This window comes from Actinoplanes sp. G11-F43 (assembly GCF_050589265.1).
In the GTDB taxonomy this organism is placed as follows: Bacteria; Actinomycetota; Actinomycetes; order Mycobacteriales; family Micromonosporaceae; genus Actinoplanes.
In genome coordinates, this window is record NZ_JBNZCE010000019.1 from 138,117 (window position 1) to 164,428 (window position 26,312).

At 70.6% G+C, this 26,312-nt stretch carries 23 protein-coding genes; 13 read left to right on the plus strand and 10 right to left on the minus strand.

All coding sequences use genetic code 11. The features are described from left to right. The first annotated feature begins 38 nt into the window (after positions 1-38). Complete coding sequence (mshC, locus tag ACQ0O7_RS23590) at positions 39-1,283, plus strand: cysteine--1-D-myo-inosityl 2-amino-2-deoxy-alpha-D-glucopyranoside ligase (protein WP_430784353.1); 1,245 nt, start codon at positions 39-41, stop codon at positions 1,281-1,283. 1,286 nt (positions 1,284-2,569) lie between these two features. Next, positions 2,570-2,890: a hypothetical protein gene (locus tag ACQ0O7_RS23595; RefSeq protein ID WP_430784354.1), complete on the plus strand. Its 321-nt coding sequence runs from the start codon at positions 2,570-2,572 to the stop codon at positions 2,888-2,890. Between the two features lie 615 nt (positions 2,891-3,505). Here ACQ0O7_RS23595 and ACQ0O7_RS23600 read toward each other — a convergent pair. Further along, complete coding sequence (locus ACQ0O7_RS23600) at positions 3,506-4,225, minus strand: response regulator (protein WP_430784355.1); 720 nt, start codon at positions 4,223-4,225, stop codon at positions 3,506-3,508. Continuing rightward, complete coding sequence (locus ACQ0O7_RS23605; protein ID WP_430784356.1) at positions 4,213-5,598, minus strand: histidine kinase; 1,386 nt, start codon at positions 5,596-5,598, stop codon at positions 4,213-4,215. The genes ACQ0O7_RS23600 and ACQ0O7_RS23605 overlap by 13 nt, the downstream gene beginning before the upstream one ends. A 110-nt stretch (positions 5,599-5,708) precedes the next feature. On the opposite strand from ACQ0O7_RS23605, the gene ACQ0O7_RS23610 reads away from it, so the two are divergent. Next, entirely contained in the window at positions 5,709-7,061 is a 1,353-nt protein-coding gene (locus ACQ0O7_RS23610; protein WP_430784357.1) for an alpha/beta fold hydrolase, read from the plus strand. A 143-nt stretch (positions 7,062-7,204) separates the two neighbouring features. Here the strand turns inward: ACQ0O7_RS23610 and ACQ0O7_RS23615 are convergent, their stop codons facing one another. Next, on the minus strand, positions 7,205-7,996 hold the full coding sequence (locus ACQ0O7_RS23615) for a GntR family transcriptional regulator (protein ID WP_430784358.1): 792 nt from the start codon (positions 7,994-7,996) through the stop codon (positions 7,205-7,207). A gap of 601 nt (positions 7,997-8,597) precedes the next feature. Between ACQ0O7_RS23615 and ACQ0O7_RS23620 the strand changes: the two genes are divergently transcribed. From ACQ0O7_RS23620 to ACQ0O7_RS23630, 3 genes are all read left to right on the plus strand, one after another. Continuing rightward, on the plus strand, positions 8,598-9,521 hold the full coding sequence (locus ACQ0O7_RS23620; RefSeq protein ID WP_430784359.1) for a helix-turn-helix domain-containing protein: 924 nt from the start codon (positions 8,598-8,600) through the stop codon (positions 9,519-9,521). Positions 9,522-9,545: 24 nt separating this feature from the next. Continuing rightward, positions 9,546-9,743, plus strand: a complete 198-nt coding sequence (locus tag ACQ0O7_RS23625; RefSeq protein WP_430784360.1) for a DUF397 domain-containing protein — start codon at positions 9,546-9,548, stop codon at positions 9,741-9,743. Between the two features lie 487 nt (positions 9,744-10,230). Continuing rightward, positions 10,231-10,422, plus strand: a complete 192-nt coding sequence (locus ACQ0O7_RS23630; protein ID WP_430784361.1) for a DUF397 domain-containing protein — start codon at positions 10,231-10,233, stop codon at positions 10,420-10,422. A 36-nt stretch (positions 10,423-10,458) separates the two neighbouring features. On the opposite strand, the gene ACQ0O7_RS23635 is transcribed toward ACQ0O7_RS23630, so the two are convergent. Beyond that, positions 10,459-11,328: a PAC2 family protein gene (locus ACQ0O7_RS23635; RefSeq protein ID WP_430784362.1), complete on the minus strand. Its 870-nt coding sequence runs from the start codon at positions 11,326-11,328 to the stop codon at positions 10,459-10,461. Positions 11,329-11,453: 125 nt separating this feature from the next. Here ACQ0O7_RS23635 and ACQ0O7_RS23640 point away from each other — a divergent pair, with 125 nt between their 5' ends. After that, the gene (locus tag ACQ0O7_RS23640; protein ID WP_430784363.1) at positions 11,454-12,008 is read left to right on the plus strand and encodes a hypothetical protein; all 555 of its coding nucleotides are present in this window, start codon (positions 11,454-11,456) and stop codon (positions 12,006-12,008) included. A 170-nt stretch (positions 12,009-12,178) separates the two neighbouring features. Here the strand turns inward: ACQ0O7_RS23640 and ACQ0O7_RS23645 are convergent, their stop codons facing one another. Continuing rightward, on the minus strand, positions 12,179-14,713 hold the full coding sequence (locus ACQ0O7_RS23645; RefSeq protein WP_430784364.1) for an ABC transporter permease: 2,535 nt from the start codon (positions 14,711-14,713) through the stop codon (positions 12,179-12,181). Then, a complete protein-coding gene (locus tag ACQ0O7_RS23650) occupies positions 14,713-15,486 on the minus strand; it encodes an ABC transporter ATP-binding protein (RefSeq protein ID WP_430784365.1) in 774 nt (257 codons plus the stop codon). Before ACQ0O7_RS23650 ends, ACQ0O7_RS23645 begins: the two co-directional genes overlap by 1 nt. A 196-nt stretch (positions 15,487-15,682) precedes the next feature. Between ACQ0O7_RS23650 and ACQ0O7_RS23655 the strand changes: the two genes are divergently transcribed. Beyond that, positions 15,683-16,396, plus strand: coding sequence for a neutral zinc metallopeptidase (locus ACQ0O7_RS23655; protein ID WP_430784366.1), 714 nt, complete (start codon positions 15,683-15,685; stop codon positions 16,394-16,396). Between the two features lie 54 nt (positions 16,397-16,450). Next, a complete protein-coding gene (locus tag ACQ0O7_RS23660) occupies positions 16,451-17,104 on the plus strand; it encodes an HAD family hydrolase (protein WP_430784367.1) in 654 nt (217 codons plus the stop codon). An 80-nt stretch (positions 17,105-17,184) separates the two neighbouring features. On the opposite strand, the gene ACQ0O7_RS23665 is transcribed toward ACQ0O7_RS23660, so the two are convergent. The 3 genes from ACQ0O7_RS23665 to ACQ0O7_RS23675 all read right to left on the minus strand — a co-directional run bounded on the left by ACQ0O7_RS23665 (position 17,185) and on the right by ACQ0O7_RS23675 (position 21,118). Further along, complete coding sequence (locus tag ACQ0O7_RS23665) at positions 17,185-17,913, minus strand: HAD family hydrolase (protein ID WP_430784368.1); 729 nt, start codon at positions 17,911-17,913, stop codon at positions 17,185-17,187. Positions 17,914-17,936: 23 nt separating this feature from the next. Then, on the minus strand, positions 17,937-18,794 hold the full coding sequence (locus tag ACQ0O7_RS23670) for a LuxR C-terminal-related transcriptional regulator (RefSeq protein ID WP_430784369.1): 858 nt from the start codon (positions 18,792-18,794) through the stop codon (positions 17,937-17,939). Between the two features lie 1,250 nt (positions 18,795-20,044). Then, positions 20,045-21,118, minus strand: a complete 1,074-nt coding sequence (locus tag ACQ0O7_RS23675; protein ID WP_430784472.1) for a RecB family exonuclease — start codon at positions 21,116-21,118, stop codon at positions 20,045-20,047. A gap of 302 nt (positions 21,119-21,420) precedes the next feature. On the opposite strand from ACQ0O7_RS23675, the gene ACQ0O7_RS23680 reads away from it, so the two are divergent. The 3 genes from ACQ0O7_RS23680 (at position 21,421) to ACQ0O7_RS23690 (ending at position 24,115) form a co-directional block, all read left to right on the plus strand. Further along, on the plus strand, positions 21,421-22,479 hold the full coding sequence (locus ACQ0O7_RS23680; RefSeq protein WP_430784474.1) for a site-2 protease family protein: 1,059 nt from the start codon (positions 21,421-21,423) through the stop codon (positions 22,477-22,479). A 21-nt stretch (positions 22,480-22,500) separates the two neighbouring features. Continuing rightward, entirely contained in the window at positions 22,501-23,439 is a 939-nt protein-coding gene (locus ACQ0O7_RS23685; protein ID WP_430784370.1) for a tRNA (adenine-N1)-methyltransferase, read from the plus strand. A gap of 85 nt (positions 23,440-23,524) precedes the next feature. Next, a complete protein-coding gene (locus ACQ0O7_RS23690) occupies positions 23,525-24,115 on the plus strand; it encodes a hypothetical protein (RefSeq protein ID WP_361021511.1) in 591 nt (196 codons plus the stop codon). 16 nt (positions 24,116-24,131) lie between these two features. Here ACQ0O7_RS23690 and ACQ0O7_RS23695 read toward each other — a convergent pair whose 3' ends face one another. After that, positions 24,132-24,317, minus strand: a complete 186-nt coding sequence (locus tag ACQ0O7_RS23695) for a hypothetical protein (RefSeq protein WP_430784371.1) — start codon at positions 24,315-24,317, stop codon at positions 24,132-24,134. Positions 24,318-24,480: 163 nt separating this feature from the next. Here ACQ0O7_RS23695 and arc point away from each other — a divergent pair, with 163 nt between their 5' ends. Beyond that, positions 24,481-26,262 carry a proteasome ATPase gene (gene arc, locus ACQ0O7_RS23700; RefSeq protein WP_430784372.1) on the plus strand — a complete coding sequence of 594 codons (1,782 nt, stop codon included), beginning with the start codon at positions 24,481-24,483 and terminating at the stop codon, positions 26,260-26,262. Positions 26,263-26,312: the final 50 nt, after the last annotated feature.

The window sequence follows — 26,312 nt, forward strand, 5'->3', positions numbered from 1 at the left end:
CCGAGACTGCTCTCGGGACCGCTGGTTAGGCTCCCAGCATGGATGCATGGACCGGTCACGACGTACCCACCCTGCCGGACTCGCCGGGGCGGTCCCCACTGGGGCTCTACGACACCGCGCGCGCGTCGGTGCAGCCCAGCACCCCTTCCGGGGCGGCTTCGATGTATGTCTGCGGCATCACGCCGTATGACGCCACCCACCTCGGCCACGCTGCCACGATGATCACTTTCGACCTGGTGAACCGGATGTGGCGCGACGCCGGGCTGGACGTGCGCTACGTCCAGAACGTGACCGACATCGACGACCCGCTGCTGGAACGCGCCGAACGCGACGGCGAGGACTGGATCGTCCTGGCCATGCGGGAGACCGCCCTGTTCCGGGAGGACATGGAGGCGCTGCGGATCATCCCGCCGGCCCACTACGTCGGCGCCGTCGAGTCCATCCCGGCGATCGTCACGCACGTGTCGTCCCTGCTCGCCTCCGGGGTCGCCTACCGCCTGGAGGACGGCACCGGTGACGTGTACTTCTCCATCGCCGCCGCACCCTCCTTCGGCTACGAGTCGCACCTGTCCCGGGACGAGATGACCACCCTGTCCGCCGAGCGTGGCGGCGACCCCGGCCGGGAAGGCAAACGCGACCCGCTCGACCCGCTGCTGTGGCGCGGCGCCCGCGAGGGCGAGCCGGTGTGGGAGGGCGGCGACCTCGGACCCGGCCGTCCCGGCTGGCACATCGAGTGCGCCACCATCGCCCTCAACCTGCTCGGCGACACCATCGACGTGCAGGGCGGCGGCAGCGACCTGCTCTACCCGCATCACGAGTGCTCGGCCGCGCACGCCGAGGTGCTGACCGGTTCGGCGCCGTTCGCCTCCCACTACGTGCACGCCGGCATGATCGGGCTGGACGGCGAGAAGATGTCCAAGTCCCGCGGCAACCTGGTCTTCGTGTCTCGTCTGCGCGGCGACGGCGTCGACCCGATGGCGGTCCGTCTGGGCCTGCTCACCGGCCACTACCGCAGCGACCGGGACTGGACCGACGACGTGCTGAAGGCCGGCCAGCAGCGCCTGTCCCGCTGGCGCGAGGCGGCCGCGGCCCCGTCCGGCCCGTCCGGCGCGGGCCTGCTCGCCGCGGTCCGGGAGGCACTGGCCGGCGACCTGGACGCGCCGGCCGCCCTGGCGCTGGTGGACGCCTGGTCGGAGGCGGCCCTGTCCGGCGTGGGCGACGACACCACCGCACCGGAACTGATGTCCCGCACCGTCGACGCCCTCCTCGGCGTCCGTCTGTAGAACACCTGGGCCGGTCCGTCCGCGGGTCTCCGTGCCGGGCCGGTCCGTCTGCGGGTCTCTGTGCCGGGCCGGTCTGTCTGCGGGTCTCTGTGCCGGGCCGGTCCGTCTGCGGTTCGGCTGTCCGTCCCCGTCCGGTGTGGTCCGGGCGGGGACGTTCGCTGTCGGCCGCCGGCGGGCCAATGCCGCCGATTCCCGGGATGTACGTTTCATCGCTCCTGGTAGCCGCTTTGTTCTTCCGGCCGGCCGAGTCCACCTTCGCAGCCTGCCCGGTGGTGGCCGCGCCGGATTTCTGCCTCGTCGTGCCGTGTTTCTCGCGCGGTGGTTCCATTCCCTGCCGCGTCCTCGCCTGGCGTTTGCGTGCCGTGATCGAGTTCTCGCGTGGTGGTTCCACTTCGTGCTGCGCACTCGCGCGGCGTTTCCACACCCGAGTCGCACATCATGGTCCGGCGTGGGGGAGCCGTGCCGATAGCCGGCTCTCCCACTCCTGCCGCCCGGCTTATGCCTTCCGCGGCCCGCGCCTCTTCGCCCTTTGTCTCGCCTCTCGCTGCGGCCTGCCATCCTCTGCAGCCCGCGTTGCACCGCCTTTTGCTCGTCCACGCTGGGGGGCGCGCCCTCCGGTCCCTTTGCGGTTTGCCGCTGTGGTTTGTCGCTCTCTGCGGCCCGCGCTCTCCGGTCCCTTTGCGGTTTGCCGCTGTGGTTTGTCGCTCTCTGCGGCCCGCGCTCTCCGGTCCCATTGCCGTCCCTCGCCGTGAGCTGCCACGCTCTCCAGCCCTTGTCTTCTCACCCCCTGCGGCCCTTCGCCGTGGCATGCCACTCTCTGGGGCTGGCGCTACCGCCCGTTGTCATCCTTATCCGCCGACCTCGCCGTCCCTTTGCGACCTCTTGCTGTCCGCCTTGCCGGCTCCGGCGACCTTTGGCCGTCCGCCCTGCCGCACCGTTGCGCCCCTCGTTGCCCGGCTTGCTGCCCTCCGGCGCGTGGCGCGCCGCGCGCCACGCGGCGTCGGCGTTTCGGGGGAGTTCTTCGGGCGGCCCGGCGTGTCGTTCCGGGGTGGCGGTGCTTCCGAAAGCGTTTTCCCAGGTGAATGCCGATTCGAATGGGAAATGCCGCGCACTGTTCAGAGTTCCGGGATGGAAGCGCCCGCGAGACCCTAACGCTTATTAGTGATCTTTGCCCAAATTTCCACGAAATGGTGAAACTTCACGCGTTATTCGGGCAAATGCACGCGAAATGCGCCACGGCGGTCCAGAATTTTCCCCAAGCAACCAACCGCTTGAAAGGAAAAATCATGCGTCGCACGGCTCTGTACCTCGGCGGTCTCTTCCTGGCCACCGGCGCCACGCTGGCTATGGCCGTCCCGGCCCAGGCTGCCGATGGCAAGTGCCGCAGGAACATCGTTCCGGCCGCTGTTGTTGCCGGTTACGACTACGGCTACGCCGGCTACGGGGTCGACTACGTCCCGGTCGGCTACGGCTACGGCGGTGGCTACGGTGGCGGCTACTACGGTGGCGACAACTTCTACCACGGTGGCGTCTACTCGAACAAGCAGATCAGCCAGAACGGCCTGGTCAACGTGGGCCTGATCGACAGCCCGATCAAGATCCTCTGATCGATCCGATAGAGGTGTAACACCCGGATCCTCCATGGATCCAGTCTGTAGCGACTGATGCCCGAGGCACCCCGTGCCCCGGGCATCAGTCTGTTCCGGCCACGATCAGCCCGATGCCACACTCGGCTTCCGGCCACGGCCCGCCAGATACGACGGCCCGCCAGATACGACGGCCCGCCAGATACGACGGCCCGCCAGATACGACGGCCCGCCAGATACGACGGCCCGCCAGATGTGGCAGCCCGCAGCGCGTCCCGATCGAGAGCCCGCGTGGTGATTTCGGGTGCAAACCAGACCCGACTTCACCACGGAGTCCTGCACGACCACCGGTGTGGTCACTTCCGGTGTGGCTCGGACCCGAAATCACCACGGTGTCTGCCGCCGGAGCGCGCGTGGTGACTTTCGGTGTGGATCGGACCGCAGTTCGCCACGGTGTCTCGTACGAGAGCTCGCGTGGTGACTTTGGGTGTGGATCGGACCGCAGTTCGCCACGGTGTCTGCTGCCGGAGCGCGTGTGGTGACTTTTGGTGTGGACCGGACCGTAGTTCGCCACGGTGTCCCGTACGAGAGCTCGCGTGGGGACTTCGGGTCCGGATCGGACCGGGGACGGGCACGTCAGTCTGGGCTGGAAGCCTCGCCGAGAAGTTCCGCGTCGTGGACGAGGAGCGCGATCTGGACCCGGTTGTTCAGCTGGAGCTTGCTGAGCAGCCGGGACACATGGCCTTTGACGGTCGGAACGCTCATCGTCAGGCCGGCGGCGATCTCCGCGTTGGAGTCGCCGCGCCCGACCCGGAACGCCACCTCCCGCTCCCGGCCGGTCAGAACCGCGAACCGGTCGCGGGCCCGCGCCCGCCGGGTGCCGGCCGCCGGGTCGGCGACGTGATCGATCAGGCGCCGGATCGCCGTCGGGGAGAGGATGGCGGCTCCGGCCGCGACCGAACGGACCGCCGCCAGGATCTCCCGCGGCGGTGTGTCCTTCAGCAGGAAGCCGCTGGCCCCGCCACGCAGCGCTTCCAGCACATATTCGTCGGCATCGAACGTGGTCAGCACGATCACCTGCGGCGCGCCGCCCCGGCTGCGGATCCGGCGGGTGGCGGCCAGCCCGTCGACCCCCGGCATCCGGATGTCCATCAGGATGACGTCCGGCCAGTGCGCCTGCGCGACGGTGACCGCCTCGGCCCCGTCCGTGGCCTCCGCCACCACCTCGATCTCCGGCGACCCTCCGACGAGGATCCGCAACCCGGCCCGGACCAGCGGATCATCGTCCACGATCGCCAGCCGGATGACTCGCCCGTGCGCACCGTCGACCACGGCTCCGCCGGTCAGCACGGCCATGGCAGCTCCACCGCCAGCCGGAATTCGCCCCGCGACAGGCCGTGGGTGACCCGGCCCCCGGCGAGGGCCACCCGCTCGCCGATGCCGTGCAGCCCCCGACCGCCCATTGCGCCGGCTCGTTCGGCGGCGCCGTGAGGTCCCGGGCCGCCGGTGGTGACCTGCTCGCGGATGCCGTGAAGCCCTTGGCCGAGGGCGGCGCTGGACTGCTCGCCGGTGCCGTGAGATCCCTGACCGTCGATGGTCACCTGGTCGCCGAAGCCGTGATGGAGTCGGCTGCCGGCCGTGGCGTCTCGCCCGCCGAATACGGAAGGAGCCTGGTCATGGGATGGGGGAGTGGAGGGCGGTGACTCACCCGTACCGGCGAAGGGGTTGATGATCGTGATGCGGAGGACCTGGCCGCGCTCGCCTGCCATGCGGACCGTGGCGGCCCGGCTCGTGCCATGCCGGCGGGCGTTCGTCAGACCCTCCTGGACGATCCGGTACGCCGTGCGGCCGAGCGGGGACGGCGGCCCCTCCGGCGCGACATCGGTGTGGAAGTCGACGGTCATCCCGGCTGCCCGCTCACCAGCGATCAGTTCGGGAAGGTCGGCCAGCCCCGGCTGCGGCGGCTCCGGCCGGCCGCTCGGGACACCGACCACCGCCCGCAACTCCTCCAGCGCCTGGTGCGCGCTGCCGCGGATGGCGCCGGCCGCGATCGTCAGCTCATCCGGAGAGACCGCGGCCCGCACCTCGAGAGCGCCCGCGTGCAGACTGATCAGTGACATCCGGTGGGCCAGCACGTCGTGCATCTCCCGGGCGATCCGGGCCCGCTCGGTGAGGCGGGCGCGGTCCTCGCGCAGTCGCTGCTCGGACTCCAGCCGGGCCGCGTGCTCCCGCAGCGACGTGGTGAGCCGCCGGTACGCTCGCACGAACAACCCCCACCCCAGCGCCAGCCCGCTGGTCAGGGCGCGCATCAGCAGGTCGAGCCAGATGCCGGACGCCGGATCGGCGTGCAGCCCGAAGTAGACCGCTCCGGTGGCGACGGTGAGCCCGCCGAGCAGTATCGGGATCGGTGGCCGTCGCCGGATCGCCACGGTGAACAGGGCCACGATGATCGGGCCGGTCGCGGTCACCGAGACGGCGCCGAACGGCAGCAGCGCCACGGCCACCCCGAGCGGGAACCGGCGGCGCACCAGCAGGACACCCGCGCACGCGATCCCGATCGCCAGGTCGGCCTGCCAGGAGATGATCGCGCCGGGACGGGCCGCGTCGCCCAGGAACATCATCACCGAGCCGTAGAGAAGGGCGGCGACGATCGCCACGGTGTCGGCCACCCGGTCCCGTGTCCGGGCCCGGGCACCGCCGGGTTCGGGGACCAGCAGCGCGAAGAACATGGTGCCAGCGTAGGAGGATCCGGAGCCGGTGGGGAGCTACCAAGGTATGGGTTGGAAGGCATACCGGGGAACGATGCGCTCGGCGTCTCCGATGCCGGAACCTTCCGGGCATGGTGATTCCGGTCCTTCTCGTCCCGGCGGTCTGGGGTGTGCTCGCGGCACTCTGGACTCCGCGTGGCCCGCTGACCGGGGCGCAGGCGCTCGGGTCGATCGTGATCAGCGCCGCTGTCGGCGTCCTGGCCGGACGGGCGGCGCGCTCGCGGTGGCCGATCCTCCTCGCACCTCTGCTGTTCGTGCCGGCGTTCGAGCTGACCCGGATCAGGGTCTCCGGCCCGTCCGTGGATCCGCCACACCTCAGCCCGATCGGGGTCGTCGTGCTCCTCAGCGGCCGGGTGCTCCACGGATTTCTGTCCGTGGTGCCGATGGCCGCGGGCGCCGCCTGGGCCCATCGCCGCCCGGCGCGCACCCGGTTCCGCCGGTTCGCCGGCCGTGCCCTGACCGGCTCGGCGACCGCGCTGACCCTGGCGCTCGCGGTGGCGGCCACAGTCCCGGCCCGGACCGCCCCGATCCCCGGCGGTGTCGCGGAGCTGACCTCTGTCGGCGGGCTGGGCGTGATGATCCGGGGCCGGTCCCCGGACCTGCCGGTGCTGCTCTACGTGCCGGGCCCGCCGGGCGGGTCGGACACCGGGATGATGCGGACCAGGCTGTCCGGGCTGGAGGAGCACTTCGTGGTGGCGACTCTGGACCGCCGTGGTGGCGGCGCGTCCTACCCGGCGCTGGGCGGCCGGCTCACGCTGGATTCGGAGGTCGCCGACATCGTGGCGGTCACCGACCGTCTGCGGCAGCGTTTCAGCCGGACCCGGATCCTGCTGCTCGGCCACTCCGGCGGATCGATCCCGGCGATCGTGGCCGCCCACCGGCATCCGGAGAGGTTCAGCGCCTATGTCGGCACCGGTCAGGCGGTGGATCTGCAGGCCAGCGACCGGATCTTCCATCAGGACATGCTGGCCTGGGCCCGGGCCGAAGGGCGCGGCGACCTGGTGGCACGACTGGCGCGGCAGGGCCCGCCGCCCTGGGCGGACGTCTACGACTACGAACCATTCCTACTGCACACCAACCGGATGTACGGGCTACCCGATCCGCCGTTCGATCTGGCCGTTCCGGAGTCCACACTGCTCCAGAAAGCGCACACGATGACCGGGATGCTGGACGCCTGGGACGCCCTCTATCCCCGGCTGCAAGCCGTCGATCTGCATCGGGATGTGCCCGGCCTGGCGATTCCGGCCTACTTCGTGCAGGGCGGCCGGGAGATGCGGGGCCTGGCCGTCCCGTTCGCCTCTTGGTACGCCGCACTCAACGCGCCGGACAAGCGGCTGGTGACCATTCCGGATGCCGGTCATCGGCCGATGTCGGACACGCCTGAGCTGTTCATCGCGGCGCTCACCACGCTGACCGGGACGTGAGAGCGGACGGCGGGTGACTAGGACGGCCGGGAGGTGAGAGCGGCCGGTTGGGCTGGTGAACGGCCGGCCTGGACGGGAGATCGGGCCGGGGAGCTGAGCGGCCGGCCGGGTGTGGCCCGAGGGCGGGTGCGGGCCGGTGCGGGTCAGGCGAGGGCCATCCCGGGGTCCGGGTCCGGGTCGGGGGTGGGCGCCGGAATGCGGTATTCCTCGGTCAGCGTCGTCATCGGACCCGGCCAGGTCGCCTGCGCCACCTCGATCGGCTTGCGGGTCTCGTCGAAGGCGACATGCAGCAGATGCAGTACCGGGGTGTCCGGCCGGATCTGCAGGATCTCCGCCTCCTCTCGGCTCGGCTGCCGGGCGCTGATCGTGTCGGTGGCGGTGGTGTACCGGCGGTCCAGCACCTCCTCGGCCTCCTGGTAGAGGGGCCGGCCGAAGGCCTCGTGACGTTCCAGTGAGGTGCCGCTCGCGTCGACCACCCGGAACCAGGAGGCGCCGACCTCGACGGTGGCGTCATCGGCGCGCACCACATGCCGGCGGACCAGCATCTCGGTGCCGTCGCGCACCCCGAACGCGTCGGCGACCTCGGGCGGCGCCGCCTCCCGCCCGACCGCGGTGAGCTGCTGGCGGTAACGGGCGGCCAGATCCGCGTGGTATCCGCGATGGGCGCCGTACCGGCCGCGGGAGAGGCGGTTGAGGCGGCGGCGGGTGCCTCGGACGTACGTACCGGAACCGGGTTTGGTGATCAGAATGCCCTCGACCCGCAGCTGATCGACGGTCCGCTGCACCGTCTGTTTCGCCACCCCGAACATCTCGGCCATGGCCGGGATGGACGGCAGTCGCTCACCCGGCTGCCAGTCCCCGCGCCGGATACGCTCCCGCAGCTGGGCCGCGATCTGCCGATGCGGGAACTCGGCGGCGCCCGGATTGATCGTCATTCCGCCTCCTGAATCTAGGAGCTAGGTTCCTAGGATGCCCTAGAGGTTGTGCTGTCAGCCAGTCGACACGCATGAACGGCATGAGTGAATTCGGCTATCAGCTATATGGCTGTCAGAAGTCTGGCGATCGCGGCCGGCGGGGCACATACTGAGTTGACGCCAGGGTTGGCGAGGGCAACGGTCGGGCGGTATCCAGCGGCAACTGGATGCCGCCTGCCGGTTTTTCGGGGCCTGTCGACGGGCCGTCGCCGAGCACCGGGGTTCGGGTCCTCCGCAGTGAGGCAGGCCGGGCCGTGAACCATCCACATTGTTCGGTGTGAGCGCGTCGGCTGCGCTCCCGAGTCGCATCGTCGCTGATGGCGGCACTTTCGCGCGCTCGGCACCGCCTTCCACTGCTGCGTGCCGTCGGCGGAGACCTCCGAACAGGGTGGTGAGCTGGGGTTCAGTGCCGTCCGGCATGCTCCGGCCCGGGGCGGGAGGTGCGCAGCGGCCGGCGACCGGAGCTGCGGTATCCTTCGGCCACGCGCGGGCGATTTGGCTAGATGCGATACTGCAGTACCATCCGATTTGGCAGTTATTCAGGCGTTTTGGTGAGGGCTGAATGTCGGCTGGGCGCGAAGAGTTGCCCGCTGTCTCGCGGCGGCGGGTCCGGCTGGCCCTGCGTGCTGCCCGGGAGCACACCGGGCTCAGCCAGGGTGACGTGTCCAGGAAGCTCGGCTGGTCGCTGTCGAAACTGCAGCGCGTCGAGCTGGGCGAGGTCGCCGTCTCGCCCACTGATCTTCGTGCCGCACTGGACGTCTACCAGGTCACCGACCCCGACCGGATCGCCGTGCTCGTCGAGGACGCGCGCATCGCCCGCCGCGAGCGGTACCACACCACACCCGAGCTTCGTGATCATCTGCCGTCCGGGCTGTTGCAGCTCCTGCAGTTCGAGCTGGCGGCGACGGTCATCCGGGAGTATCAGTCCACGCTGCTGCCGGGCTATCTGCAGACGCCGGCCTTCGCCGAGGCGACGCTGGCCTGGTTCGACCGCAATCTGACCGTGGTCGAGCGGGAGGTCCGCCGGGATGTGCGCCTGGCCCGCCGCGAGCAGGTGATCAAGCGGGAGGGCGCGCCGGAGTACCGGCTGCTGCTCGACGAGTCCGCCCTGTGGCGGATGGTCGGCGGCCTGGAGGTGATGGCGGATCAGTTCGAGGACCTGGCCGGGGTCTCGGCCTGGCCGAACGTGCACGTGCGGATCCTGCCGATGGACGACGGCGCGCTGATGGGGATGTTCGGCGGGTTCTCGGTGGTCCATCTGGGGGCGGATCCGGATGACGCGGTGCTGTACCGGGAGACCTACCTGCGCGACGAGCTGGTGGAGGACGCTCCCGAGATCCAGTACCACCTTGATGTGTTCGAGCGAGTCTGGCGCCGATCGCTTGACGAGGCGGCGAGCCGTGCGGTGATCCTCGCGCGTGCCTACGAGCTGCGAGCGCAACGAGCCAGACAGTCCGGACGCCGTCAGGAGGATCGTCCGTCCTGAGTTTGATTGATCTGGAGGCCCGAAATGATCCCCGCCACAAAGAAGTGGGTGCGCAGTTCCTACTGCGCCACTGGAGGATGCATCGAAGTGTCTGGAATGTCCGCTGAGGTGATCGCGGTGCGCGACAGCAAGAACCCCGATCAGCCCCCATTGTATTTCTCCCGGGCGGACTGGCATGAATTCCTGGATCGGGTGGCCGACTCCGCCCGGTCCATCTCCTGAAAGTGGTGCCGAGGGCGCGTGCGCTTGTGCTGACATGGTGCGTGCCCTCGGCGCCGGCTGAGGCTTGACCGGGTGATATAAAATGATTTCATGGGAGTTATGAGAAAATGACAAAAAAGTCGGAATTAGTACGGGGTGGGTCTTCTCGGCTAGTTGCAGCTAGCGGAGAGAACCCACCCCGAGACACCCGCGTCAACCTAAAACCCGTGCTAGCAGGCTTGCAAGGCCGAGATTCCGGATGGTCCGAAACATTCTACCGGGAGGACTGGGGTCACCTCTTTCGGGCTCCAGCCGTTTCGGGGATCTTCCCGACTTCCACCGGGTCTCTCGTTCATCATTTTGTCGGTTCGCCGTTGAGTGGCCGGGAATTCCGTAACTAGAAGGATTCCCGGCCTCGCGAATTTCTCCGTAATAGGCGGTCAGTCGATTCACTCCGTGGATCGACCGGCTCCACCTTTCCGAATTCCGGATGAGAGAAGGCTCGATAATGAACCAGACCACAACGGTGTGGCAGCGTAGTTCATTCTGTTCGGCGGGCTCCTGTGCCGAGGTCGCCCACGACGACGTCACGATTTCGCTGCGCGACGGCAAGAACCCGGATCAGCCGTCGCTGGTGTTCACCCCGGAGGCCTGGAACGAATTCCAGGACCAGGTGATGGCGTTCGGTAAGTCGGCCTGACCCGGTCGGGCGCCCCGCACGGGGCGCCCGCACCATTCACCAGGAGCCGGCGGTGGGGCCGGCGGAACCGCCCCGGCGGCGCAGGTACTTCTCGAACTCGCTGGCGATCTCGTCGCCGGTCAGCGGCTGGATGCCGGCGTCGCCGACCCGCTCCTCCAACTCGCGGACGTACTCACCGAGCTCGGCGTCCTGCTCGGCGGCGGCACGGACCCGCTTCTCCCAGTCGTCGGCCTGCTCGGCCAGATCGGCCATCGGGACCGGCAGATCCAGGACGTCCTCGATCCGGCTCAGCAGGGAGAGCGTCGCCTTGGGGCAGGGCGGGTTGTTGGCGTAGTGCGGGACGTGCACCCAGAACGACAGGGCGTCCAGCTCGGCTCGGGTGGCCGCCTCCTGGAGAACGCCGACGATGCCGGTGGGTCCGTCGTACCGGGTGGGGACGACCTTGTACTTCTCCGCGGCCTCCTTGTCACTGGCGGTGCCACTGATCGGGAGCGGGCGGGTGTAGGGCACGTCGGCGAGCAGGGCGCCGAGCAGGACGATCCGGTTGACCTCGAGGCTGTGGCAGATCTCCAGCACCGACTCGCAGAAGGTGCGCCAGCGCATGCTCGGCTCGATGCCGCGGATCAGGACGACGTCGCGGTCGGCTCCGGGCGGGCTGGCCACCATGAACCGGGTGGTGGGCCATTCGATCTTCCGCGTCTCGCCCTCGGCCATCGTGATCGTGGGCCGGCTGACCTGGAAGTCGTAGAAGTCCTCGGGGTCGATGCTGGTGACCTCGCGGGCCTCCCACACCTGCTCGAGATGTTCCACGGCCGCGGTCGAAGCGTCCGCAGCATCGTTCCAGCCCTCGAAGGCGGCGATGGCCACGGGAGAGCGGAGCAGCGGAAGGCCGTCGAACTCAGTCATGGCACACAGCCTACGTGCGGGCGCGGAAACGTACCGGGTGGCCGCGCCGGGGTCCGCCGTCGATCGACCGCCCTCACTCCCGATACCAGCCACCAAGTCGCATATATCTGGGCATAATGCTGCATATGGCCGACCATGTGGATCAGGTTCTCGGACCGACCGACGACACCGTCAGCTTCTTCCAGGCGCGGGGGATGGTCTATGTGACCATCCTGTGGGTGCTGGCCGCCGCCTGGCTGCCGATGCTGCTGATCACCCTGCTGATCCGGATGGCCGCCGGCTACCGGCCGGACGCCGCCGACATCGTGGTGTACGCCGAATTCGCACTGATCGTGCCGGCCGTGCTGGCCGCGGTGGCGCTGCTGGTGGTCTGGAAACGGCTGGGCTGGCTGCACTCCTCGGTGCACGGGCTGGACTTCGCCGCCACCGGGCGCCGTCCGGTGCACCTGCCCTGGTCGGGGATCGCGTCGGTGGCCCTGCACGGGCGGGGCCCGTTCACCGAGCTGGTGATCACGCCGATCGCCGAGGACTACGCGACCGATCTGCCCGGATCGGGCGGGCTGCCGAGGTTCCGGCGGCGGGGCGGCGAGTTCACCTACATCATCGACGTGGGCCTGATGTCGCCCGGCCCGGAGGTGCTGCTCGCCGAACTGCACCGGCGGGTGCCCAGCAAGGTCTGACCGTGGGCCCCGGCGAGTGCCGGGACCCACGTCCTCGTGCCGCGCCCGGACGAGCCGTGCCGCGCCCTGATCAGCCGTGCCGCGCCCTGATCAGCCGTGCCGCGCCCGGAACAGTCGGGTTCTGCCCTGGTCGGTCGCCTCTCGTGCCTCGTCGGTCGTGTCCTGGGCGGTCAGTCGTGGGCGATGGCGCCCAGGACGTTGAGCCGGGCCGCCCGGATCGCCGGCACGACCGCCGCGATGACGCCGACCAGGGCGGCCAGGCCCAGGTAGGTGGCCATCCGGGCCCATGGCAGGACGATCTGAGTGATGCCGTCGTTCTCCATGGCCTTGGCGACCGCGCTGCCCATGCCCGCGCCGACGGCCACTCCCAGGAGTGCGCCGAAGACGGCGATCACCACGGCCTCGACGGTGATCATGCGCATGGTCTGAGCGCGGCCCAGGCCCACGGCCCGCAGCAGCCCCAGTTCACGGGTGCGCTCCAGCACCGACAGGGCCAGCGTGTTGATCACGCCCAGGACGGCGATCAGGATGGCCAGCCCCAGCAGGATCTGGATCATCAGGATGATCTGGTCGAAGCTCGCGGCCTGCTCGTCGGCGAAGGTCTGCTGATCGATCGCGGCGACCTCCGGACTGTCCGCCAGCAGCGCCTTGACCTGCGGCAGGACCGAGGAGACCGGGACCCCGTCGTCGAGGCGGACGAAACCCATCACCGGCTGAGTGATGCCGAAGCCCTCGACCGCGGCGCCGGGCAGGATGATCCGGCCGGGCAGGGTGTCCTCCGGGAAGACCAGGGCCACCGTGTACGTCCGGGGGTCGCCCCGCGGCGTCTGGACCGGCACCGTGGTCCCGACCTGCCAACCGGACTCCTTCGCCTTCGAGTCGCTGATCGCGATCTGATCCGCGCCCAGCACCGGGGCGGTCGTCCCGTACGCCTCGGCCATCCGGGACAGGTCGTCGGTGGCCACCACCCAGGACGGGCTGCCGTCGATCGCCACCTGGTCGTTGTAGAGCCCGGCCGCCGCACGGACTCCGGGGATCCCCTCGATCCCGGTCAGGACCGCCGGATCGTACGTCGGTGGGCGCGGTCCGGCCTGATCCCCGCTGATCAGGATCTGTGCCTTGAGGACCTGGGTCATCTCGACCCGCAGACTGCTCTTCGCCGACTCCATCACCACGGTGACGCCGGTGACCAGAGCGATGCCGACCATCAGCGCGGCCGCCGTGATCGCGGTGCGGCGCGGGTTGCGGCCCGAGTTGAGCCGCCCCAGCCGGCCCGGCACCGACCAGGCGAACAGCCGGCCCAACAGCGACACCACCGGCCGGCTGATCAGCGGGGTGAGCAGGGCGACGCCGATGAACGACACCAGCACGCCACCGAGGATCAGCCCCAGCACCGCGTCGCCGGACGCGGCGAACAGCCCGGTGCCGAGCGCCGCCGCACCCGCCGCGGTGACGACCGAGCCGGCCACCGTGAGCCTGGTGAGCGGGCGGTCCGGGGTGGACACGTCCTGCATCGCGGCGATCGGGGAGATCCGGGAGGCGCGCAGCGCGGGCAGCACCGCGGCGACCACGGTGACCAGGACACCGACGGTGAACGCGCTGATCACCGCGGAGAGTGGCACCCCGATCGGGGCGAGGTCCATGCCGTCGGACATCCCGCTGAACAGCGCGCCCAGCCCGGCCCCGGCGCCGACCCCGGCGGCCAGACCGAGGACCGCGGCTAGCAGGCCGACCACCACCGCCTCGATCAGCACCGAGTTGATCACCTGGCGGCGGCCGGCGCCCATCGCCCGCAACAGCGCCAGCTCCCGGGTGCGCTGGGCCACCACGATCGAGAACGTGTTCAGGATCAGGAAGATGCCGACGAACAGTGCCACCCCGGCGAAGCCCAGCAGGATCTGGTTGAAGAAGCCGATGCCCTCCTTCATCCCGGCCGAACTGTCCGCGGCGAGCTGCTCACCGGTGCGCACCTGGTAGCCGTCACCGAGCACCGGGGCCAGCCGGTCCCGCAGCCCCTCCGGGGTCACGCCGTCGCCGGCGCCGACGGTCACCGACGTGAACACGTCCTTCTCGCCCAGCATCAGCTCCTGCGCGACCGGGGTGGTGAAGGCGACCTCCTGCACGCCGCCGACGCTGCCCCGGTCGCCCGTGTACCCCCAGATCCCGACCAGGGTGAACTCGCGTTTCGGCTGTCGGGTGAGGACCGGCACCCGGTCACCGACCCGGTAGCCGGCCAGCTCGGCGGTGGTCGCGTTCATCGCGATCTCGCCGTCGGACTCCGGCCCACGGCCCTCGCGCAGCTCCATCACGTCGTCGGTGCCGGTCCAGTTCGACCCCATCCGGGGTGGGCCGAACGAGGTGAGCACCTTGCCGTCGGCGCCGATCACCCGTGCTCCGTCGGCGTCGACCCGGCCGGTCGCCGACCGTATACCCGATTGGGTTCTGATCTTCTCCACGACGGACGCCGGCAGCGGCGTGGCGACCTGCTCACCGTCCATCTCGGAGACCGCGACCGAGGGCTTCGCGGAGACCGAGACGTCGACCGACGCGTAGGCGTCGGCGAAGATCGAGTCGAAGGTGCGGTTCAGCGTGTCGGTGAGCACCAGCGCCCCGGACACGAACATCACACCCAGGATCACCGCCAGCCCGGACAGAAGCAGCCGCAGCTTGCGGGCCAGCAGGCTCTTCAGCGTGGCACGGAACATCAGAACGTCACCGGGCCGGCGCCGACCGGAGCGTCCAGCCGCTTCATCGTGTCCAGCACCGACTCGGCGGTCGGCCCGGCCAGCTCGTCGACGATCGCGCCGTCGGCCAGGAACACCACCCGGTCGGCAAAACTCGCCGCCACCGGATCGTGGGTGACCATCACGATCGTCTGCCCGTGCTCGCGCACACTGGACCGCAGGAAGGCCAGCACCTCGGAACCGGACCGGGAGTCCAGGTTGCCGGTCGGCTCGTCGGCGAAGATCACGTCGGGGCGGCCCATCAGCGCCCGGACACACGCCACCCGCTGCTGCTGGCCGCCGGAGAGCTGACTCGGCCGGTGCCCGAGCCGGTCACGCAACCCGACCGTGTCGATCACCGTGTCCCACCACTCCGGGTCGGCCTTGCGGCCGGCGATGTCCAGCGGCAGCCGGATGTTCTCCGCCGCGCTCAGCGTCGGCAGCAGGTTGAACTGCTGGAAGACGAAACCGATCCGGTCGCGCCGCAGCCGGGTCAGAGCCTTGTCGCCGAGCCGGGTGATCTCGGTGCCGCCGACGTGCACCGCGCCGTCGTCCACCGTGTCCAGCCCGGCCAGGCAGTGCATCAGCGTCGACTTGCCGCTGCCCGACGGGCCCATGATCGCGGTGAACCGGCCCCGGCCGAACTCCACGCTGACGCCGCGCAGCGCCGCCACCCGGGCCTCACCCGAACCGTAGACCTTCCACACCGCGTCCGCCCGGGCCGCCACCGGATCGCCGGCACTCGTCGATGCCACCTTGTCTCCCCCAGAGTCGCGAGATCGTCGTCCGGCCCAGTGTCGGCGCGGCGCGGCACGGGCGCCTCGGACCCTGGTCTGATTTCCGGACCCAGAAATCCCTGAGGCGGGCACTGAGAGGAATCTCGGGGGAGTCCCTGAGAGCGTCTCGGTCGCGGATCCGGTCTAACGTGGAAGCCCCGCACAGGAGGACCGCATGCGAGTTCGACCGGCACCGATCCTTGCCCTCCTCACCGTTCTCGTGCTGCTGGCCGGCTGTCTGCCCACGACACCCGGCCAGGAGAGCCCACCACCCGACCGGGCCGCCGACCCCACCACCCGGATCACCGGCAGCGTCGACCCCGACGGCACCGACACGCCGGAGGAGTTCGAGCAGGACATGAAGGCGTCGCAGCTCATCGCCGAGCAGTACTGGCAACGGCGCCTCGGCGGCTCGTTCCAGGCGATCCGGCAGATCCTCCCGTACGAGCGGGACGGTGAGCTGGACTGCGCCGGACAGCCGCTACCCCGCAACAACGCGGTCTACTGCTCGGCGGGCGACTTCATCGCGTACGACGTGAACTGGGCCTTCGCCGCCTTCCAGCAGATCGGCGACGCCTTCGTCTACTACCTGCTCGGCCACGAGTACGCGCACGGCGTCCAGGCCCGTCTCGGCATCCGCAAACAGTTCACCATCGAGCAGGAGCTGCAGGCCGACTGCATGGCCGGGGCCTTCATCGGCGACATGGCCCGCCAGGGCACCCTCACCATGCAGGACGACGACACCCAGGAACTGGCCGACGGTCTCGCGGCGGTCGGCGACGATCCCGGACAGCCATGGTTCGCGCCGGGCTCGCACGGCACACCCCAGCAGCGGTTCCAGTCGTTCGCCGACGGCTACGAGCGGTCGCTTACCGCCTGCGGCCTTTGAGGGCACCGTCACAAACGGTCGGCTCCGGGCCGGGAAGCCGATCACAATGGGCCGGTGAAACCTGCCGCGGTCCTCTTCGACATGGACGGGACACTGGTCGACAGCGAGCGGGTCTGGGGCATCGCCCTGGCCGAGCTCGCCGTCCAGGCCGGTGGCGTCCTCTCCGACAGCGCCCGCCTAGCCATGGTCGGCACCAGCATGGGACGCAGCATGCAGCTCTTCCGCGACGACCTCGGCCAGCCCGGCCGGCCGGAGGAACCGGACGTGCGATGGCTGACCGAGCGGGTCAAGCAGCTGTTCGCGGCAGGCCTGGTCTGGCGGCCCGGGGCGATGGAGCTGCTCCACGCGGTCCGGGCGGCCGGCATCCCGACAGCCCTGGTCACCTCCACCGAGCGAGGCCTCGTCGAGGTGGCCCTCACCACCCTCGGCCCGGAGAATTTCGACGTCATCGTCTGCGGTGACGAGGTCGGCAAACCGAAACCCGACCCCGAGCCGTATGTCACCGCCGCCGCCCTGCTCGGCGTACCGATCGCCGCGTGCGTCGCCGTGGAGGACTCGCCCAGCGGGGTGGCCAGCGCGTTCGCGGCCGGTGCCCGGGTCCTGGCGGTTCCGGCCGAGCTGGAGCTGGAGCCGGTCGACGGCGTGCACCTGCGAAACACCCTGGCCGGTGTCGATCCCGCCTACCTGGCCGGCCTGCTGACCGTGTGACGCGCCGCCCGGCCGGCTGAGCGGTCTCGATCGACGGCGCGCTCGCACCTGCCGGGCGCTCTCGGCCGGGCCGGTTGCTCTCAGTTGGCCGGGTGGTCTCGGCCGGCTGGGTGGGTCTTGGCGGGCTGGGCGCGTTCTCCGCCGGTCGGGTGTTCTCGGCCGGCTGGGCCGTCTTGATCGGCCGGAATCAGGTTCAGTGCGGCGACGATGTCCCCAGCCACGTGTGTGGGCCGGAGACCCGGCTCACACCATCGGCGGCCGTTGGCGATCCAGACGCTGGTCAGCCCCAGCGCGGCGGCACCGGCGATGTCGGCGCGGGCGCTGTCCCCGATCATCCAGGCGCCCGCCAGGGACATGCCGACAATGGCCGCGGCGGCCTGGAAGATCTCCGCGCCGGGTTTGCGGTGACCGGCCTCCTCGGAGATCACCCAGCCGTCGACCAGCCGGTCCAGACCGGTGTTGACGATCTTCGCCCGCTGCTGGACGGCCCGGCCGTTCGTGACGATCACCACCGTCCAGCCGGTCAGGCGGCGCAGCCCGGCAGCCACCTCCGGCGCCAGCACCACCCGATCCGCGCCGCCGTCGTCCAGCAGCCGCCGGATCGCCGACGGCGGGACACCCGGGAACCGGCCGGTCAGCGCGGCCGCGACCGTACCCCGCGGAGTGAACCCGCCACCGTCGGCGGCCATCACCCAGGCCAGCTCACCGGCCGGCAGGCCGTGGGCGGCCAGCAACTCCCCGGCCGCGTCCCGGAACGCCGCGTCCCGGTCGATGAGCGAGTTGTCCAGATCGATCATCAGCAGCCGCATCCGGCCCCCGTCCAGCCGTCCGATCACACGCGGGGCCGGACCAGGCCGGTCTCATAGGCCACAACCACCGCTTGCGTACGATCCCGCAAACGCAACTTGGTCAGAACGTGCCCGACATGAGTCTTCACCGTGGTCTCGCCCACACCCAGGATCCCGGCGATCTCGGTGTTGCTCAACCCGCGGGCCACGTGCGTCAGCACCTCCCGCTCCCGTCCGGTCAACGGCGCCAGCCGGGCGAGAGCGGAACCGTCCGGCACCCCGGGCAGCGCTTCGGCCAGCCGGGTCAGAACCCGCGCCAGCACCGGCGGGGAGATCACCGCCCCACCGGCGGCCACCGCGTACACGGCGGCGGTCAGCTCACCGTGCGGCGAGTCCTTGCGCAGATAGCCGGCCGCCCCAGCGGACACCGCGGCCACCACCTCGTCGTCGGTGTCCCGGCCGGTCAGGAGCAGCACCCGGACCGCGAGCCGGGCCTCCGTCACCGCCCGGGCCACCGCCAGCCCGTCCAGCCGGGGCAGCGCGACATCGGCGATCAGGACGTCCGGCGCCAGCCGCCGCGCCAGATCCACCGCCTCGACCCCGTCCCCCGCCTCCCCGGCGATGACGATCTCCCGTGGGCCGGCCCCGGTGAAGACGATCTCGGTGGCCCCCGGCCCGGAGACACCGTTTCCCGGATGTCCGAACCCGCCGATGACGTACGTCCCGGGCTCCGGCGCGGTGGCGGCGTCCTCCCAGGGGCCTGACCTGGATCCGGTGTTCTCTCCGGGTTCTGGCCTGGTGGCGGCGTCCTCCCAGGGGCCTGATCTGGATCCGGTGTTCTCTCCGGGTACTGACCCGGTGGTGGCGTTTCCTTCGGCCCCCGGCCTGGTGACGACGGTCATCTGGGATACGGATCCGGTGTTCCGTCGTCTCCCCGGCCTGGTGGGAGGGCCGCCGGCCCGCTCCGGGTCCGCCGGGCGCAGTCCAGGATCATCCTCTCGGGAACCGCCGCGATGGCCGTCCGGGGCTCTGCCCGGCGAAGACAGGGCGTCATGTCCGGCGGGGCGCATCGGAGGGCCGTCCGGCCCGGAACGGTCCGAGCGCATCGCGGTCCCGGTCAGCACCGCCCGCAGCCCGGCCCGTTGCAGGGGAGCGGAGTCCGCGAGCAGTACTCGCAGTGGTCCCGTCACGACGACACTTCCTCCACCAGGCCTCTATTCGCGGGTGAGGGCGCGGCCGGCCCCGGAACCATGGTCGCCGCAACCATCACACCGCGACACGGCGGGTACCCGGCATGCGGCCGTCGGCGGAGGAACGACCCGGTTCGGCCCGGCATGTGGCAACCCGATAATGATGATTTATCGGGAATCCGGCCATATTTGTCTGCGCTTCGACCGAGGGCGCGGGGCCAGGACGGAATGAGTGCGGAGGCGGGATGGATGAGAGCGCAGCGGGAGGGGAGGGCGAAACGGGGGTGGGCGAGGGCGGAACGGAGGTGGGCGAGGGCGGAACGAGAACAGAGGCGGGACCGCGGCCGCCGTCACCGGCGGCCCGCACGCCGCGACACCCTCGCCGGCCTGGCGCATGAGGGCGAAACGGGGGTGGGCGGAGGCGGGATAGGCGAGGACGGACCGAGAACGGAGGTGGGGTGGGCGAGGGTGAAGCGAGGTGGGTGTGTGCGAGGCAAGGGCGGTGGTGGGCTGGGCGAGGGCCAAGCGGGGATAGGTGAGGGCGATACGAGGGCGAGGTGAGGGCGAAACGAGGACGGAGGGGGTTGGGCGAGGGTGAAGCGGGGGTGGGTGAGGGCGACACGAAGGCAGAGCTGGGGTGGGCGCGGGCCAGGCGGACGAAAGCGCGGCCGAAGACGGTGCTGAGGAAGGCAGGGCGGGAGGACGGGGAAGGTCCGGGAGATGGAGCCGGAAACGGTCCTGGCTGTATCCGGGCTGGAGCCGGGAGATGCGGCGGCCGGAGGGATCAGGGTGTCCGTGGATGGGTGGGCCGGGAGATGAGGCGGCGGAGATTGGGGCCGTCCGTGGACGGGTGGCCGGGGGATGTGGCGGCAGAGGGATTGGGAACCGTCCGCGGACGGGTGACCGGGGCGTGGCGGCGGGGGATCGGGGCTGCCCGTGGATGGGTGGGCCGGGGGATGGGGTCAGCCGGCCGGGGCTGGGTCGGTTGTGGGGATGGACGGGCTGATCGGGATGGTCTGTGGGTAGGGCGGTGGGGTGCCGCCGAACTGAGGGCACAACGCCTGGTGGCTGCACCAACCGCACAGGCGGCTCGGTTTCGGGCGGAAGTCGTGGTCGCGCTTGGCGCGTTCGATGGCCTGGGAGAGGGCCAGCAGGGTGCGCTCGAAACGCTCCAGTTCGCCCTGGTCGGGGCTGTAGTCGAGGGCTTCGGCGTCCTTCAGGTACAGCAGGCGCAGCGCCCGCGGGACCACGCCCCGGGTGCGCCACAGGACCAGGGCGTAGAACTTCAGCTGGAACAGGGCCCGGCCCTCGAACGCCTCACGAGGTGCGCCGCCGGTCTTGTAGTCGACCACCCGCAGGTCGCCGGCCGGGGAGATGTCCAGACGGTCGATGTAGCCGCGCAGCAGCAGGCTGTCGTCGCCGATCATGGTGGAGATCAGGGTCTCCCGTTCGGCGGGCTCCAGGCGGCGGGGGTCCTCCACCGCGAAATAGCCGCCCAGCAGGTCGCGGGCGCTCGCCAGGAACGCCGCGATCCGGGCCGCCTCGCCCTCACCGCCGGGGAGGTCGATCAGCGCGGCCTGGCCGGTCGCGTCGGCCTCGGCCATGACCGCCGCCGGATCCCGCACCACCACAGAGGGGTCCAAGGGAGTAACGATGGGATTCGAGGGGGCGGCGGGATCCGAGGGAGCGGCGGGATCCGGGGACGCGGCGCCCGCGGTGGGAGCGCCCGGAGCGGGCGAGGAGAGGGCCGGAGCCGGGGAAGGGGCCGGGCGGCCCGAGGGTGGTGGCTCGGCCGCGAACAGGGCGGCCAGCTCCGGCTCGGCGCTGACCATCCGCTCCCAGGACGGCGCCACCAGGGCGGCCGCCGCCTCCGGGGTGCGGTCGGCGGCGGGCAGGTCGAACAGGCTCTCCAGGACCGCGTGGACCAGCGTGCCGCGGACCTGGTCGGCGGACGGGGTCTCGGGCAGCTTGTCGACGGTCCGGAAGCGGAACAGCAGGGGACAGGTCTTGAAGTCGGCGGCCCGTGACGGCGACAGCGACGGGCCGGTGGGTGACTCGGGCAGCGGGCCACGGCCGGTGGACGCCGGGGCGGCCGGGTCGCGGTCGCCGGGCTGCGGGGGCGGGGACACCTGCTGGGCCGCCAGGGGGGAGAGCGCCGTCATGTCCAAGAGGCTAGGCCAGGGGTACGACGAAAAACGCGGGGTGGGTGCCGGGCGGGCGTGTCCGTAGCATCGAACGCGTGGACGACAGCCGGGCTTCGCAATCCTCTCCGCCGCCGCCCGGGCCGGGGCGGCCGGTGGGGCGGGTGGCCGGCGTCCCGGTGTACGCGAACGCGTCGATGCTGCTGCTCGCCGCGCTGGTCACGATCGTGTACGGCAACCACGCCCGGGAGTCGCTGGGCCTGGCGCAGCCGTGGGCGTACCTGGTGGGCTCGGGGTTCGTGGTGTGCCTGATCGGCTCGGTGCTGCTGCACGAGCTGGGGCACGCGCTGACCGCCCGCCGGTTCGGGATCGGCGTGCGGCGGATCACTCTGGAGCTGCTCAGCGGCTGGACGGAGATGGACCGGGACGCGCCGACCCCGCGGGTGGACGCCCTGGTGTCGCTGGCCGGGCCGGCGGTGTCGCTGGTGCTGGGCGGGGCGGCGACCGTGGCGACCCTGCTGCTGCCGGATCACACGCTGCTGCGTGAGGTGGCCTTCCAGCTGGCGCTGAGCAACGTGCTGGTGGCGTTCTTCAACGTGCTGCCGGGGCTGCCGCTGGACGGCGGCCGGGCCTTGCGGGCGCTGCTGTGGGCGGTGCTGCGGGACCGGAACCGGGCGACCGTGGCGGCCGGCTGGGCGGGTCGCGGGCTGGCCCTGGTGACCGCCGCGGTGGTGGTGTTCCTGCAGCAGCTCGGCGTGATCACCGTGCTGGGGCTGGTCTTCGTGCTGCTGGTGGTGCTGACCCTGTGGCAGGGCGCCGGGCAGTCGATCCGGCTGGGCCGGATGACCGGCCGGTTCCCGCTGATCGACCTGGGCGCGCTGACCCGGCCGCTGCTGACGGTGCCGGCCGGCACCCCGCTGGGCGAGGCGCAGCGGCGGCGGGCCGAGGACCCGCGGCCGGATGTGGTGCTGGCGGTCGCCGACTCGGCGGGTAGCCTCACCGCACTGGTCGACCCGGTGGCCGCCGAGCGGGTTCCGGTCGGCCGGCGCCCGTGGGTGAGCGTGGAGAGCGTGGCCCGGTCCCGGGACGCGCTGACCGCCCTGCCGCTGGGTCTGACCGGTGAGCAGGTGGTCCGCGCGCTCCAGGCACACCCGGGTGCGCAATACCTGGTGACCGCAGGCGAGGATGTCGTGGGCGTCCTGCGGGTCGCCGACGTGGCCGCCGTGCTGGAACCGCGGCGCGCGAGCCGGAATTAGCAGCCTCCTGAGAGAAGATCAGTGACCACAACCCCAGCAGCCGTCGTCGATGACGTTCCCGCGCACCGTGGGCCGTTCCGTCCGGGCGATCGCGTCCAGCTCACCGACCCGAAGGGGCGGATGCACACGATCGTGCTGGAGCCCGGCAAGGCGTTCCACACGCACCGGGGCGCGCTTCAGCACGACGAGCTGATCGGCCTGCCGGACGGCAGTGTCATCACCGCCACCAGCGGCACCGCCTACCTGGCGCTGCGGCCCCTGCTCAGCGACTACGTGCTGTCGATGCCGCGCGGCGCGCAGGTGATCTATCCGAAGGACGCCGCGCAGATCGTCGCGATGGGTGACGTCTTCCCCGGCGCGAAGGTGCTCGAGGCGGGCGCCGGCTCCGGCGCGCTGACCTGTTCGCTGCTGCGGGCGGTGGGCAGTTCCGGCGAGGTGCACAGCTATGAGCTGCGCGACGACTTCGCGGCGATCGCCCGCAAGAACGTGGAGGCGTTCTTCGGCGGCCCGCACCCGGCCTGGCACCTGCACAACGGTGACGTGGCGGGCAACGACATCACCGGCTTCGACCGGATCATCCTGGACATGCTGACCCCGTGGGAGGCCCTCGACATGGTCGAGAAGGCGCTGATCCCGGGCGGCGTGTTCATCGGCTACGTGGCCACCACCCCGCAGCTGTCCGAGCTGGTGGAGGCGCTGCGCGAGCGGGGCGGCTGGACCGAGCCGCGGGCCTGGGAGTCGCTGGTGCGCGACTGGCACGCCGACGGGCTGGCGGTCCGCCCGGATCACCGGATGATCGCGCACACCGCCTTCCTGGTGTCGGCCCGCAAACTGGCCCCGGGAGTGACGGCGCCGCCGCGCCGGCGCAAACCGAGCAAGGGCGCCGAGGCGTACGCGGCACGGAAGGCGACGCAGGCCGCCCTCGCCGCTCAGCAGACGGAGGCGGGGACGGAGCAGTAGACGAGCCTACCGGGGAGTGACGCTCGCCTCTGGGTTCCGGTAGGTTCCGTGGGGGTTCGGGTTCGGGATGACAGGAGTGGGCGAGATGAGCTCTCCGCCGTTCGGCGGCAGCAACGAGATGCCGGCGGTCTTCCCGGACTGGTCGCCCTATCCGGACCTGGACTCGGCGGCGCGCGCCTACCTGCGCGACCCCGAGGTGGCCCTGGAGGCGCTGTTCGGGGTGCTGCGCGGCGCTCAGGTGCTGTGTTTCACCCTGGAACGATTCGTCAACGAGGTGAACGGGGTGTGGCAGGAGGTGGTCGTCTGTGACGGCAGCCGCCTGGTGCTCTGGCACGGTGAGGACGTCGCGCCCGGCGACGGCCCGGTCGGTGCGATGACCTCGTCGCTGCGGGTGGTGCCGCTGTCCACGGTGACCGAGGTGGGCTGCCGGCGGCGGCTCACCCGCACCCCGAACGGGCAGGCCCGGGTCGACAGCATCGACGTCTACCTGCTGCTCAGCTCGGTGGACGACGCGGTGCCGCCGCCCGGTGTCGGCGAGGAGGAGGGCCGGGCGCCGCTGCGGCACGACGCGCTGCGCTTCGGCAAGACTCTCGACGACGGCGGGCCGGGCCAGATCGCCCGGCTGGAGGAGTTCTCCCGGGTGGTGGCGTCGCTCGTGGGCCGCCCGACACTCTGAGCCGGCTCGAATTCACTCAGAAGATCTCATCGCGGTCCGGCGAGCCGATGACCTCGGGCGACTCGCCGGAGTGGGGTTTCACATAGCCGTGGCCGTCGATGCTCGGCGTCAACCCCGTCAGGGTGTACGAGGTATCACGTGCGGCATCGTCGCAGAGGTCCCGATCGATCCGAACGCACAGCTCAACAGTGTCAACGGTCACGTCTACCTCGCACAACCCGCACCCGCGAACAATGACCGACCGGCTCAGTGCCGCCCGGACGAATCGATCAAGAGTCGGTGACGAGGGTGTTGCATGGGTCGAAAACCGCTTCGCAACGGCTAGTGTTATCCCAAGACGTTCGAGCCCCCCGGGGAGGTGGGACGTGGCACGTAGCGACGAAGCGGACTCCCGCGCCGCGCGAGCGGAGAAGGAAGTCAACGATCTCTCGAGTCAGGTCGCGTTTCTGCAAGAGGAACTCGCTCTGGTCCGGCGGAAGTTGACCGAGAGCCCCCGACACGTCCGGCAGCTTGAGGAACGGCTCGCGGCAACGCAGGCGCAGCTGGCCCGAGTGACCGAGAACAACGAGAGGCTCGTGGCGACCCTCAAGGAAGCCCGGGCCCAGATCGTCACTCTCAAGGAAGAGATTGACCGGCTCGCCCAGCCGCCCAGCGGCTACGGCGTATTCCTGGCGGCCCACGAGGACGGCACGGTGGACGTGTTCACCGGCGGCCGTAAGTTGCGGGTGGCGGTCTCACCGTCGCTCGCGGCGGACGAGCTCCAGCGGGGCCAGGAGGTCCTGCTGAACGACGCGCTCAACGTCGTCGACGCGTTCGGGTTCGAGCGCACCGGCGAGGTGGTCTCGCTCAAGGAGGTGCTGGACAACCCGTCCGGCGGCCCCCGCGACCGGGCCCTGGTGATGTCGCACGCCGACGAGGAGCGCATCGTGTTCCTCGCCGACTCGCTCGATGTCGAGAAGCTGCGCGCCGGTGACTCGCTGATGATCGAGCCCCGCTCGGCGTACGCGTATGAGCGGATCCCGAAGAGCGAGGTCGAGGAGCTCGTCCTGGAGGAGGTCCCCGACGTCGACTACACCGACATCGGTGGCCTGCACTCGCAGATCGAGCAGATCCGCGACGCGGTGGAGCTGCCCTTCCTGCACGCCGACCTGTTCCGGGAGCACCAGCTGCGCCCGCCGAAGGGCATCCTGCTCTACGGCCCGCCCGGCTGCGGCAAGACCCTGATCGCCAAGGCGGTGGCCAACTCGCTGGCCAAGAAGATCGCCGAGCGGCGTGGCGAGGAGAAGCACACCAGCTACTTCCTCAACATCAAGGGCCCGGAGCTGCTGAACAAATACGTGGGTGAGACCGAGCGGCACATCCGCCTGGTCTTCCAGCGGGCCCGGGAGAAGGCCGGCGAGGGCACCCCGGTGATCGTGTTCTTCGACGAGATGGACTCGATCTTCCGGACCCGTGGTTCGGGTGTCTCCAGTGACGTGGAGAACACCATCGTTCCCCAGCTGCTCAGCGAGATCGACGGTGTCGAGGGCCTGGAGAACGTGATCGTCATCGGCGCCTCCAACCGGGAAGACATGATCGACCCGGCCATCCTGCGCCCCGGCCGTCTCGACGTGAAGATCAAGATCGAGCGGCCGGACGCCGAGGCGGCGAAGGACATCTTCGGCAAGTACATCCTCTCCGACCTGCCGCTCAGTGGGGACGACCTCACCGAGCACGGCGGCAACCGGGACGCCACGGTCGCCGCCATGATCGAGGCGGTCGTCCTGCGGATGTACACCGAGACCGAGGAGAACCGCTTCCTGGAGGTCACCTACGCCAACGGTGACAAGGAGGTCCTGTACTTCAAGGACTTCAACTCCGGCGCGATGATCCAGAACATCGTCGACCGTGGCAAGAAGATGGCCATCAAGGAGTTCCTCACCTCCGGCAAGAAGGGCCTCCGGCTGCAGCACCTGCTCGACAGCTGCGTCGACGAGTTCCGGGAGAACGAGGACCTGCCCAACACCACCAACCCGGACGACTGGGCCCGCATCTCCGGCAAGAAGGGCGAACGGATCGTCTACATCCGCACGCTCGTCTCCGGCGGCAAGGGCGCCGAGGCCGGCCGGTCCATCGAGACCGCCTCCAACACCGGCCAGTACCTGTAACAGCGAGCACCACCGGGGCCGGCGGGGCAACCCACCGGCCCCGGCCTCGT